The organism is Desulfurella sp. (assembly GCF_049977265.1).
Classification (GTDB): domain Bacteria; phylum Campylobacterota_A; class Desulfurellia; order Desulfurellales; family Desulfurellaceae; genus Desulfurella.
The window spans coordinates 18,623-30,713 of record NZ_JBMFGQ010000007.1; the positions used below are offsets into that span (position 1 = coordinate 18,623).

The following is a 12,091-nucleotide window of genomic DNA, read 5'->3' on the forward strand; positions in this document are numbered from 1 at the left end:
ATGTTTTATAATAATTAAAAAATCATGAAATGGAGGTAAACATTATGATAAATACAGTCAAGACAGCGCTTTTACTGGGCTTGTTGACTGCACTTTTTGTGATAATTGGCAATGCAGTTGGAGGTAAAAGTGGTGCATTGATAGCCTTTGGCTTAGCTATTTTGATGAATTTTTTCAGTTACTTTTTTTCAGACAAAATTGCGCTGTCAATGTATCATGCGCAAGAAGTTACAGAAAGCGAATATCCTGAGTTATTTAGGATAGTAAGAAGGCTTGCTCAAAATGCTGATATTCCGATGCCACGTATATATATAATACCTCAAGATGCACCAAACGCATTTGCAACTGGTAGGAATCCAAAGCATGCTGCAGTTGCTGTAACAGTTGGTGCTCTTAAACTTTTAAACGAAAATGAACTAATGGGTGTTTTAGGGCATGAACTCGGACATATAAAACACAGGGATATATTGATATCTTCTATTGCAGCTACAATTGCTGGTGCTATAATGATTATTTCAGATATGATAAGGTGGGCTGCATTGTTTGGAGGACTATCAAGGGATAGGGATTCTGAATCTAACCCATTTGTTTTGATTGCTTTTGCAATATTTGCTCCACTGGCAGCTACTTTGATACAGCTTGCCATATCAAGAGCCAGAGAATACGAAGCTGACAGAGCTGGAGCTGAATTTAGTGGAAACCCGCTGTACCTTGCAAGCGCATTGGAAAAACTTGATAATTACTCAAAACAAATACCGCTACAAGGAAACTCTGTAACGGAAAATCTATTTATTGTAAATCCATTTAGTGCAAAAGGTGTCATGAATCTTTTTTCAACCCATCCACCAATTGAAGAACGTATCGAAAGATTAAGGAGAATGGCTTTGAGTTAAGATTGATAAAATTCTATCAAAAGCGTTTTTATAATCAATCTGTATGCTTTTTTCTTTAAATTTTGAATTAAAAAATGTTTTTTGCCGTTTTGCGTATTGTTTTGTTTCTTTAATTATGCTTTGTATCATTTCATCTTTGCTTAGTTTGCCGTTTATATAAAGCAATGCCTGTCTATAGCCGATTGACTGCATGGGCTTTGTGTGGGCAAAGCCCATTTTAATAATATTTTTTGTTTCAACTATTAGATCATCAGCCATGTTTAGTGTTCTTTCAGTAATTTTTTGTTCTAAGTCCACGTCTGTAATCTGCAATGAAAATATCAAACAATCTTTAAAAAAATCTTCTTTTTTTCTCATATTAAAGAATTTTGTTAAACTTGTTTTTGTTTGCAAAAAAACACTTAAAGCTCTATTTATCCTTTGTTTATCGTTTTTATTTATTTTTTGTGCCCATTTTGGATCTATAATTTTTAGCCATTCATACAAATTAATAAAATTATCTTCACTAATGTCATTAAAAAAATCTTTAATTTTTAAATCAACCTGAGGTATTATGTCCAGTGAATTTAATAAAGCATCAAAATAAAACAATGTGCCACCACATAGGATGGGAATCTTATTTTGTGATTTAATTTTTTTAATTATTTGTTTTGCCAAAACGGCAAATTCTTGTGCACTAAAATCCTCATTTGGTTCTTTAATGTCTATTAAATGGTGTTTTACATCATTTAAATAATTTTTGGGTGGCTTTGCAGAACCAATATCAAAGTATTTATAAATTTGTATTGAATCTACAGAAATTATCTCACCTTCTAAAGCTTTTGCAAGTTTATATGCTAATTCTGATTTTCCCGTCGCTGTTTGTCCCAAAATTACTATAGTTTTCATTGCTCTTATGTTACCAAAAATTGCAAGATTTTCAATATATTGTCAATAATTTTTACCAATAAAAATTATTGCTATAAAGTAAATTGTTAATTAAATGATAGAGTCCAAATTAATACATTTTTTTTATCTCACTTATTATTTTAAAATATTTAAGTAAAAATTAGTTGACAAATTAAATTTTATTTGATATATTTCTTACAAATAATTAATTTATTTGTAAGGAGGTCTTAGTATGGCACAAGACTCTGCACAGGTAGGTGGTGGTAGATGGCTTTATGTTATACTTGGTTTAATTGTCAATATCATGCTTGGAGCTATTTACTCTTTTAGTTTGTTTAGGGTTCCACTCGAAAAGCTCTGGAACATATCTGCAACAGCAAGCGGTTACCCTTTTATGTTATTTTTGGCTGTTTTTGCTGTAGCTATGCCTATTGGCGGTAACTTGATGCAAAAGTGGGGACCAAGGAATACCATGATACTAGGGAGCATACTTGTTGGTATTGGTTGGATTTTAGCTGGATTGTCCACAAGCATTGGGATGCTTGCTTTAATCTACGGTATAATTGGCGGTTTTGGTGTAGGCTTAGTTTATGGCTGTCCAATTGCTGTTGCTGCTAAGTGGTTTCCAGATAAAGGCGGCTTGGCAATAGGATTAACTGTTGGCGGTTTTGGGCTTTCTGCTTTAATTATGGCGCCAATTATTAAAGCATTGATAGCGTCTTCTGGTCCGCTTAATACATTTTTATATTTAGGTGTGGTTTTTTTGATAGTTAATGTACTTTTATCTTTACCGTTTAAGTTCCCGCCGCCAGATTTTAAAGTGACTTCAGCTATATCTTCGCAAGCCCAAACAGTAACTGCTGTTAAGGATTACGACCGACCAGAAGCTATGACAAAGTCTACATTCTGGGTTTTGTGGTTTTTATATATAATAGGGGCAATGGCTGGTATAATGGCAATTGGCATTGCAGCGCCGGTTGGAAAAGAATTAAAGTTATCTGCTGCATTAGCAGCTTCTGCACTTCAATTATTTGCTATTTTCAATTTTGCAGGCAGACCTTTGTTTGGTTGGCTTACAGACAAACTAAAGCCAAGAAATACAGCAGCTTTATCTTTTGTAGTTATTGCTTTAGCTACAGGATTATTATATACTTCAAAAAGCATTGGAATGTACTTTGTGGCATTCTCACTGTTATGGTTTACTTTGGGCGGATGGCTCGCTATTGCACCAACCGCTACAAAAACTTTTTTTGGAACAAAGTACTATGGCAAAAATTATGGCGTTATATTTACAGCATATGGTATAGCAGCAATATTGGGAACGCTTTTATCTGGTAAAATTAAAGATATGACAGGATCATATTATTCAGTGTTTCCAATAGTAATGATAATAGCAATCGTAGGTATCATAATCTCATTGGCCTTAAGACCTCCCAAGTCTTAAACATTAGAGGGGATTTCAGCCCCTCTAATTTATAATTGACATTTTTATTATAATTTGTTAAAATTTAAGTAGAAAATTAATAGGGGGTTTGTATGTTGCGTAAGTTGTTTTTATTTCTAGTTTCATTTGCATTTATTTTTTCTTTTGGCTTGGCAAATCTGGCGCAAGCTGAGCAGGTCGTAAAGGTTGGGGTGGATACTACTTTCCCACCATTTGAGATGGAAGAACATGGCAAAGTTGTAGGGTTTGATGTGGATTTAGTGAACGCCATTGCAAAAGCAGAAGGATTTAAAGTAGAATGGCACACAATGGATTTTCAGGGTTTAATTCCGGCTTTGCAAACTGGCACAATCCAGATGGCAGTAGCTGGTATGACAATTACTCCACAGAGAGCGCAAGTTGTGTATTTTTCAAAACCTTATTATCATTCTGGACAATCAATATTGGTAAAAAAAGGTAGCCCTATTAAAGATTTGGCTGATTTAAAAGGTAAAACTGTAGCTACAAAACTGGGTACAACAGCTGATATAATGCTATCAAAAATGAAAGATATTAAAGTAGAGCGCTTTACCAATATCGATGATGCTTACAATCAATTGCAAAACGGTGGTGCTCAGGCAGTTGTATTTGATAACCCTGTTAATATTAACTATGCAAAAACTCATAAAAATGTACATACAGTTGGAAAATTATTGACAGGTGAAGATTATGGTATAGCTGTTAGCAAACAGGACCCAAAATTACTTGAAAAAGTTAATGCTGGACTTGAAAAAATCATTAAAAATGGCGTTTATTTAAAATTATACAGAAAATATTTTGGAGATGACAACGCAGGTCTAATTACAAATTAAAAAATAATAAAAAAGCCAGACAATTTGCATAGTGTTGTCTGGCTTTAATTTTGTAAAGGGATAAAGTTGATGAGTAGTTTTTTTAATGTTATTTGGCAAAATTTACCGCAATTGCTCTATGGTGCAAAACTAACGCTCTTTTTTTCTGTAGTTGTGATAATAGTAGCAACAATACTGGGACTTATTTTTGCATTATTTAAAATTTCACACAATCCTGTATTTAAAAAAACAGGTGAAGTGTATGTCCATATTTTTAGAGGTTTGCCTTTACTTGTAGAAATTTTTTATATTTACTTTGCACTTCCAATGATATTACCATTACATAAGTGGTTTCATCCTTATTTCACACCGATTGCAGGTATACTAGCACTTTCTTTAAACGAGGGAGCATACATTACAGAAATTATAAGGGCTGGTATTTTATCTATAGGAAAGGGTCAAACAGAAGCAGCCTACAGCATTGGTATGACAAAATATAAAACTATGAGATATATTATATTACCCCAGGCTTTTAAGCGTATGATTCCTCCTTTAGTTAATCAATTTATACAAACTATTAAAGACACTTCCCTATTATCTGTGATTTCTATATCAGAGCTAACAAGACAAGGTCAAATTATTATTTCTACGACATTTGCATCACTTCAAATCTGGACTGCAGTAGCCATAATTTATTTAGCAATAATTTTTACATTAACTGGGATTTCTGGTTATCTAGAAAGGAGATTTAAAATTGATAGACGCTAAGAATGTTAAAAAAAGTTTTGGAAAAAATTTGGTACTAAAAGGTGTGTCATTGTCAATTAAGCCAAAAGAAGTCGTTGTTATAATGGGAGCATCTGGTTCTGGTAAAAGTACTTTTTTGAGATGTTTGAATGGATTGGAAAAAGTCGATAGCGGGGAAATTTATATTAACAATGTCGAGATTACACACAACAAAACTAACTTAAATTTAGTAAGAAGAGAAGTTGGTATGGTTTTTCAGCATTTTAACTTATTTGCTCATCTATCTGTGCTTGATAATATTACAATTGGACCGGTTAAAGTGCTTGGAAAGTCTAAAGAAGAAGCCGAAAATATAGCCATGAATTTGCTAAAAAAAGTTGGTTTGGAAGAAAAAGCTAACAACTACCCGGATGAGTTGTCTGGTGGTCAACAACAGCGTGTTGCAATTGCCAGGGCGTTGGCAATGAACCCCATTGTAATGTTGTTTGATGAACCCACAAGTGCTCTTGATCCTGAGATGGTAGGAGAAGTGCTTTCTGTTATGAGAAATTTAGCCAAAGAAGGCATGACAATGATTGTTGTAACTCACGAAATGGGATTTGCTCGTGAAGTTGGAGATCGAGTTGTTTTTATGGACGACGGTCAGATTGTGGAAGAAGGTTCACCACAGGAAATTTTTACAAACCCAAAACAAGAACGCACTAAAGCTTTTATTAGCAAAATTCTCTAGATGCAAAACACTAAAAAAGGTTATTTATACTTAACAATTTGTATTGCATGCTGGGCGCTTATACCAATTGCTTCAAAAGAAATTTTAAGTAATCTGGATAATATTCAGATGCTTTTTTACTCAAGTGTCATATCTACATTTGTCCTTTTTTTATTTGTAATTTTTCAAAAAAAAATTAAGCTTTTATTTTCATATAAACTTGAAGATTATTTCTATATGGCTTTGATTGGATTTATTGGAATTTATTTTAATTATCTCATGCTTTATAAAGCTTTTAGTATTGCAGATGCTGCTGTAGTTTTTATATTAAACTACACATGGCCAGTATTTTTGTTTATTTTTTCAATATTTGTATTTAAAGAAAAATTAACAATAAGAAAAGTTTTTGCTATTTTAATAAGTTTTTTTGGCATAACTATTATTATAACGAAAGGAAATATAGCTAAAATTAACTTTGGGAATATTGAAGGGGATTTTTTTGCAATACTTGCAGCTTTAAGTGCTGCAACATATTCTATTATTGGTAAGAAAAAAAATTTCGAGAAAACCACAAGTGTCTTTTTTTATTTTTTATTTGTTTTATTTTTTATCACTCCAACATTATTTATACTATCTTCTTTTAAAATTCCTGACATAAAGAGCTTATTTTGGTTATTTATAAATGGTACATTTATAAATGGTATTAGTTTTATATTTTGGTTTAAAGCTCTTGAGAATTTAAAAACGCATATTATATCAAATGTTATATATTTGACACCATTTTTATCTTTGATTTATTTAAATATCTTTTTGGGTCAAAAGATATTTATTTCATCAGTGATTGGGTTGATGTTTATTGCAAGCTCAATTATAATCGTGTCTATAAAACCACACACTCTTGATTAATTTGCAAAAGTGATTATAATTTGAAAATAAAAGGAGGTAAGGAATGCCAAACAGTATTTTAAGAACACAAGAACAAGCAATAAGCGCGTCAAGCTTTATAAGTAAAGTTTACTTATGGATGTTTTTCGGTCTTGGCTTAACATTTTTGGTATCTTATGCAGTTTCTATTAATAAGCAAATTACGATGGCTATTGCAGCAAATCCTATATTATTTTGGGTATTAATTATTGGAGAGCTGGGTTTAGTTTTTACAATTAGTGCCGGGATAAATAAACTCAATGCCCAGGTGGCAGCTTTTTTATTTATTCTATATAGTTTACTAAACGGTGTTACTTTGTCTTTTATTTTTTTAGCATATACGCAAACCGTGATTGCTTCAGCTTTTGGAACAAGCGCTTTAATGTTTTTAATAATGAGTTTATTTGGATTAACCACTAAGAAAGATTTAACTGGATTTGGGCATTTTTTGTTTATGGGTTTGATTGGCGTTATTATTGCAAGTGTCGTTAATATATTCTTAAAAAGTCCAATGATGTACTTTGTTATAAGTGTAATCGGTGTAATTGTGTTTGCGGGTCTCGCAGCCTATGATAATCAAAAATTAAAACAAATGAGTTATTCTATCGATGTAGAAGATAGCTCTGGTGTATTGAAAGGATCAGTAATTGGAGCACTTGCTCTATACCTTGACTTTATAAACCTATTTTTAATGCTTTTGAATTTGTTTGGAATGGGGAAAAGAGAATAAGTACTAAATTAGTATGAATTCTTAAGGTTGTTATTTTTTGTTTTTTAAAATGTGATATATCAGATATCAGATGGAAATAAATTTAAAGTCCTTGCGAGAGCAGGTATATGAATACTTAAAAGACCAAATAAACAAACAAAACTTAAAAGGTGGTGACTATATTGATATAAATGCTTTATCGAACAAGCTCAAAATAAGTAAAACACCTTTAAGAGATGCTCTTTTACAGCTTGAAATGGAAGGTTTTGTTACGATTAAACCTAGAAAAGGCATATTAATAAACGAATTGAGCCTGGAAGAAATTAAATATTTTTATGAAATTATTGGAGCTTTAGAATGTTCTATAATACACCAGGTATGTAGTCATATTGATACCAATATAATTGAAAAACTAAAAGAATTCAACACAAAAATGCAAAAAGCAATAGATGATTCAGATTTTGACCTTTACTATAAAAACAATGTAGATTTTCATAATACTTACCTTTGTTTGAGTAAAAATCACCACGCGCTTAAGATAATTGATAACTTGCGCCAGAGGCTTTACGATTTTCCAAGAAAAAAATATTATTTACCAGAATGGGAAAAAAGGTCTATAAAAGAACATGATATATTTATAGATCTATTGCAAAATGATTGTTTAAAAGCTGCATTATTTATCAAAGATGTACATTGGTCATTTGATGTTCAGAAAAAATTTATTATGGAATATTATTTTAAATGAAAGGTTTAATTTTCGATATAAAAAAATATTCCATACACGATGGTGAAGGTATTAGAACAACTGTTTTTTTTAAAGGTTGCCCATTGAATTGTTTGTGGTGCCATAATCCGGAAAGTCAAAGTTTTAAGACTCACATTGTTCATTATAATGATAAATGCATTAATTGTAAAACCTGTGAAATTGTTTGTAAAAAACATGCTATTAAAGTAATTGACAAAAAGGTATATATTGATAATTTTTCTTGCGATTTATGTATTGATTGTACAAAGAGTTGTCCTACGGGTGCGCTATCTTCAATTGGCACGCTCTACAGTGTAGATGAAATATTAGATGAGATACTAAAAGACAAAGTATTTTACACAAACGGTGGTGTTACAATTTCTGGCGGAGAGCCTTTTCTGCAAACAAATTTTTTAATAGCTCTTCTTAAAAAGCTTAAAGAAAACCATATACATATTGCAATAGATACATGTGGTTATACAAAATTTTCAAATATAAAAAATGCGGCTGTTTATGCTGATCAATTTTTATATGATTTAAAAATAATGGATCCAGTTTTGCACATAAAATATACTGGTGTTTCCAATGAAATCATACTTGAAAATTTAGAAAAGCTATCAAACATTGCAAGAGACAAAATTAATATAAGGCTCCCAATAATCCCAACAATTAACGATAATCTTGATAATCTTTCACAAACAGCTAATTTTTTAAAAAAAATAAAAATATCAAAAATAGATATACTTGCCTATCATAATTTTATGGTTGATAAATACAAAAGACTCAACATGGACTTTAAACTAAAACACATCAAAAAGCCAAAAGATGAAGAAATTAACTCAATAGTAAATTTTTTTAGATCTCAAGAATTTACAGTTGAGGTAGGAGGCTAATTATGCAAATAAATTGTTCTATAGTTGATTTTAAAAAACCGAAAACATTAAGAGGCTGCACCAAGCGTGTAAAAAATCTCTACAAACAAAGTATTCAGGCTCAAGAAAAAATATCCGTAGAAAGGGCAATGCTTTTAACAGAGTTTTATAAAAATAATAATATTAATAGTATACCTTTAAAACGAGCTGCTGCATTTGATTATATATTGGAAAACAAAAAAGTAACAATATTTGAAGAAGAACTTATTGTTGGGGAAAGAGGTGAATTGCCAAAAGCAACACCAACTTACCCTGAAATAAATCTACATTCTTTAGAAGACTTAAAAATTTTAAATGAAAGAGAAAAAGTACCATATAGGGTAGATAAGGAAGTGTTTGAGTTGTACAAAAATGTAATAATTCCATATTGGAGTGGTAAAACCATAAGAGAAAAAATATTTTCAAACATGGATAATGCATGGTTGAACGCATTTGAAGCTGGTATTTTTACAGAATTTATGGAACAAAGAGCGCCTGGACACACAGTTTTGGGTGATAGGATATATAAATTTGGTATGCTGGATATAATTGATCAGATAGATCAGATAATAATTGATTTAAAAAACGATTCAGATAGCTTAAGCAAAATTGAAGAGCTCCAAGCAATGAAAATTGCTGCAAAAGCAATAATCAAATTTGCCCGCAGGTATGCTGAACAAGCTTTGGAGCTTTCAAAAACCGAGCATGACCAAAAAAGAAAAGAAGAGTTATTAGAAATTGCAAGAATTTGTAATAAGGTTCCAGCCTATAAACCAGATAGTTTTTATGAAGCCCTTCAATATTACTGGTTTGTCCACCTGGCTGTTGTAATTGAGCTTAACGGTTGGGATTCGTTTAGTCCTGGTAAATTAGATATGCATTTGTATCCATTTTATAAAAAAGATATAGAAAATGGTAAACTAACAAAAGAAAAAGCTAAAGAGTTGTTAGAGTGTTTATGGATAAAATTCTATAATCATCCGGCTGTAGCAAAAGTTGGAGTAACAGCACAGGAAAGCGCAACATACACTGATTTTGCTCAAATAAATTTAGGGGGATTAGATGAAAAAGGCAACCCCAGCGTTAATGAGTTGTCTTATTTAATACTGGATGTAATTGAAGAAATGCGACTTGTACAACCAAATCCATCAATCCATGTAAGTAAAAAAACGCCAGATGAATTTATCAAAAGAGCCATAGATATAATAAAAACCGGTTTTGGACAACCTGCTATTTTTAATGCTGATGCTGTTGTTCAAGAATTGCTAAGGCAAGGTAAATCTATAGAAGATGCAAGGCTTGGTGGTACAAGCGGTTGTGTGGAATCAGGTGCTTTTGGTAAAGAAAGTTATACTTTAACAGGTTATTTTAGTCTTCCAAAAGTTTTGGAAATTACATTAAATAATGGTATAGATCCCTTAACAAACAAACAAATAGGTTTAAAAACAGGTGATTTTAAAGATTTTGAAACATTCAATGAATTATTTGATGCTTTTAAAAAACAATTAAAATACTTTACAGATGTGAAAATTAAAGGTAACCTTGTTATTGAGCAGATATATGCAAAATACTGCCCTGCCCCATTTTTATCAATTTTAATTGATGATTGCGTAAAAAAAGGCAAAGACTTTAATGCAGGCGGCGCAAGGTACAATACCTGTTATATACAGGGTACAGGCATTGGTACAATTACAGATAGTCTTTCAAGTATAAAGTATCTTGTATTTGAGAAAAAAACAATAAAACCACAAGATTTACTTTCAATGCTAAAATCCAATTTTGAAGGTTTTGAAGTTCAAAGGCAAATTATGCTCAATAAAGTGCCAAAATATGGAAATGATGATGATTATGCAGATACTATTATGCAAGAAGTATTTGAAGAATTTTTTAATAATATTGATGGTAAAGCAACATACAAAGGCGGGACATTTAGAATAAATATGCTTCCCACAACTGTACATGTTTATTTTGGATCAAAAATGCTTGCAACACCTGATGGTAGACTAGCATATGAGCCGATTTCTGAAGGTATATCACCAGTGCAGGGTGCAGATAGAAAAGGACCAACTGCTGTTATAAAATCTGCATCAAAGATGGATCACATAAAAACTGGCGGAACACTGCTTAATATGAAATTTACGCCAGATTTGTTGAAAGACAAAAAAGGTACAGATGCATTAGTTAGTTTAATTAGAGCTTACTTTAAGCTAGATGGTCATCATGTGCAATTTAATGTTGTTGATGCGCATACTCTAAGGCAAGCTCAAAAAAAACCTCAAGATTACTCTGATTTGATAGTAAGGGTAGCAGGATACAGTGATTATTTTTGCCATTTAAATGAACAGTTGCAAAATGAAATCATAGCAAGAACAGAGCATAGTTTTGAATAAGAATAAAATAGTTTTAGCAAGTTTAATTGGTATAATAGGCGTAAGTTTTGCATCTATTTTTATAAAAGAATGTGCAAATGTCCCAAGTATTGTTTTATCAATGTACAGACTTGATATTGCAGCTTTTATATTGCTTTTAATGAATTTTATAAACAAGAACAAATTATTTCCTTTATCTAGAAAAGAACTTTTATTGGGTTTTGCAAGCGGTGTATTTTTGGCTTTGCATTTTTATTTTTGGATTGCTTCATTGAAATATACGTCTATTGCAAGTTCTGTTGTGCTTGTTAGTACAAACCCATTTTTTGTTGTAATATTGTCTTTAATTCTAATGAAAGAAAAAATTTCGCCAAAGGTAGTAATTGCATTAATCGCATCTTTTGTTGGTACAGTTATTATAACAGCAAGCGATGGCAATCTTTTAAGTGAAAAAATTGACAAAACAGCTTTATTTGGAGATATTTTAGCAATTATTGGTGCTTTTAGCGTAAGTTTTTACTTTATTATTGGCTCCAAACTAAGAAAAAATATGGATACAAACAGATACGTTACTTTAGTATATACTTTTGCTGCAATTTTTATAACTATATTGGCTATATTTGCAAATGAGGATATTATACATTACTCAAGCAGAGATTTTTCTTTTATTTTTTTACTTGCAATCGTACCACAGCTCATTGGACATACGGCATTTAACTGGGCATTAAAGTATTTAAAAGCAACTGCTGTAGCAATTACAACTTTAGGTGAAATTATTGGCTCTACGGTGCTGGCTTATATTTTTTTTCAGCAAACAATTGATTTGTGGCAATCAATTGGCATTTTGTTCATTATGAGTGCTATAGTTATATCCTTTAGGTATGGAAAAGTTTAATTTGTTTTTTATAAAAAAATACTTATA

Annotated in this window: 12 protein-coding genes; 11 read left to right on the top strand and 1 reads right to left on the bottom strand. The window is 31.4% G+C overall.

What is annotated here, in order from left to right:
- The first annotated feature begins 44 nt into the window (after positions 1-44).
- Positions 45-893 carry a zinc metalloprotease HtpX gene (htpX, locus tag ACP5FO_RS02585; RefSeq protein ID WP_428110582.1) on the top strand — a complete coding sequence of 283 codons (849 nt, stop codon included), beginning with the start codon at positions 45-47 and terminating at the stop codon, positions 891-893.
- Here htpX and miaA read toward each other — a convergent pair.
- Positions 870-1,781, bottom strand: a complete 912-nt coding sequence (miaA, locus tag ACP5FO_RS02590; RefSeq protein WP_428156974.1) for a tRNA (adenosine(37)-N6)-dimethylallyltransferase MiaA — start codon at positions 1,779-1,781, stop codon at positions 870-872. The two genes, htpX and miaA, sit on opposite strands and share 24 nt — an antisense overlap.
- 232 nt (positions 1,782-2,013) lie before the next feature.
- On the opposite strand from miaA, the gene ACP5FO_RS02595 reads away from it, so the two are divergent.
- From ACP5FO_RS02595 to ACP5FO_RS02640, 10 genes are all read left to right on the top strand, one after another.
- Complete coding sequence (locus ACP5FO_RS02595; protein ID WP_428156975.1) at positions 2,014-3,225, top strand: L-lactate MFS transporter; 1,212 nt, start codon at positions 2,014-2,016, stop codon at positions 3,223-3,225.
- Between the two features lie 92 nt (positions 3,226-3,317).
- Positions 3,318-4,076 carry a basic amino acid ABC transporter substrate-binding protein gene (locus ACP5FO_RS02600; RefSeq protein ID WP_428156976.1) on the top strand — a complete coding sequence of 253 codons (759 nt, stop codon included), beginning with the start codon at positions 3,318-3,320 and terminating at the stop codon, positions 4,074-4,076.
- A gap of 69 nt (positions 4,077-4,145) precedes the next feature.
- Positions 4,146-4,823 carry an amino acid ABC transporter permease gene (locus ACP5FO_RS02605; protein WP_428109254.1) on the top strand — a complete coding sequence of 226 codons (678 nt, stop codon included), beginning with the start codon at positions 4,146-4,148 and terminating at the stop codon, positions 4,821-4,823.
- Positions 4,810-5,532, top strand: a complete 723-nt coding sequence (locus tag ACP5FO_RS02610; RefSeq protein WP_428109247.1) for an amino acid ABC transporter ATP-binding protein — start codon at positions 4,810-4,812, stop codon at positions 5,530-5,532. The genes ACP5FO_RS02605 and ACP5FO_RS02610 overlap by 14 nt, the downstream gene beginning before the upstream one ends.
- Positions 5,533-6,417 carry a DMT family transporter gene (locus tag ACP5FO_RS02615; protein WP_428109242.1) on the top strand — a complete coding sequence of 295 codons (885 nt, stop codon included), beginning with the start codon at positions 5,533-5,535 and terminating at the stop codon, positions 6,415-6,417.
- 43 nt (positions 6,418-6,460) lie between these two features.
- Positions 6,461-7,165 (top strand): Bax inhibitor-1/YccA family protein, encoded by a 705-nt coding sequence (locus ACP5FO_RS02620; RefSeq protein WP_424662832.1) that lies wholly within the window; start codon positions 6,461-6,463, stop codon positions 7,163-7,165.
- Between the two features lie 70 nt (positions 7,166-7,235).
- Positions 7,236-7,889 (top strand): GntR family transcriptional regulator, encoded by a 654-nt coding sequence (locus ACP5FO_RS02625; protein ID WP_428109237.1) that lies wholly within the window; start codon positions 7,236-7,238, stop codon positions 7,887-7,889.
- Positions 7,886-8,782: a glycyl-radical enzyme activating protein gene (locus tag ACP5FO_RS02630; RefSeq protein WP_428109233.1), complete on the top strand. Its 897-nt coding sequence runs from the start codon at positions 7,886-7,888 to the stop codon at positions 8,780-8,782. Before ACP5FO_RS02625 ends, ACP5FO_RS02630 begins: the two co-directional genes overlap by 4 nt.
- A gap of 2 nt (positions 8,783-8,784) precedes the next feature.
- Entirely contained in the window at positions 8,785-11,190 is a 2,406-nt protein-coding gene (gene hypD, locus ACP5FO_RS02635) for a trans-4-hydroxy-L-proline dehydratase (protein ID WP_428156977.1), read from the top strand.
- A complete protein-coding gene (locus ACP5FO_RS02640) occupies positions 11,183-12,064 on the top strand; it encodes a DMT family transporter (protein ID WP_428109222.1) in 882 nt (293 codons plus the stop codon). Before hypD ends, ACP5FO_RS02640 begins: the two co-directional genes overlap by 8 nt.
- Positions 12,065-12,091: the final 27 nt, after the last annotated feature.

What these genes read in the sequence shown, in the direction of transcription:
- htpX (WP_428110582.1), top strand. Translation starts at nt 45, where the DNA reads ATGATAAATACAGTCAAGACAGCGCTTTTACTGGGCTTGTTGACTGCA.
- miaA (WP_428156974.1), bottom strand. Translation starts at nt 1,781, where the DNA reads ATGAAAACTATAGTAATTTTGGGACAAACAGCGACGGGAAAATCAGAA.
- ACP5FO_RS02595 (WP_428156975.1), top strand. Translation starts at nt 2,014, where the DNA reads ATGGCACAAGACTCTGCACAGGTAGGTGGTGGTAGATGGCTTTATGTT.
- ACP5FO_RS02600 (WP_428156976.1), top strand. Translation starts at nt 3,318, where the DNA reads ATGTTGCGTAAGTTGTTTTTATTTCTAGTTTCATTTGCATTTATTTTT.
- ACP5FO_RS02605 (WP_428109254.1), top strand. Translation starts at nt 4,146, where the DNA reads ATGAGTAGTTTTTTTAATGTTATTTGGCAAAATTTACCGCAATTGCTC.
- ACP5FO_RS02615 (WP_428109242.1), top strand. Translation starts at nt 5,533, where the DNA reads ATGCAAAACACTAAAAAAGGTTATTTATACTTAACAATTTGTATTGCA.
- ACP5FO_RS02620 (WP_424662832.1), top strand. Translation starts at nt 6,461, where the DNA reads ATGCCAAACAGTATTTTAAGAACACAAGAACAAGCAATAAGCGCGTCA.
- ACP5FO_RS02625 (WP_428109237.1), top strand. Translation starts at nt 7,236, where the DNA reads ATGGAAATAAATTTAAAGTCCTTGCGAGAGCAGGTATATGAATACTTA.
- ACP5FO_RS02630 (WP_428109233.1), top strand. Translation starts at nt 7,886, where the DNA reads ATGAAAGGTTTAATTTTCGATATAAAAAAATATTCCATACACGATGGT.
- hypD (WP_428156977.1), top strand. Translation starts at nt 8,785, where the DNA reads ATGCAAATAAATTGTTCTATAGTTGATTTTAAAAAACCGAAAACATTA.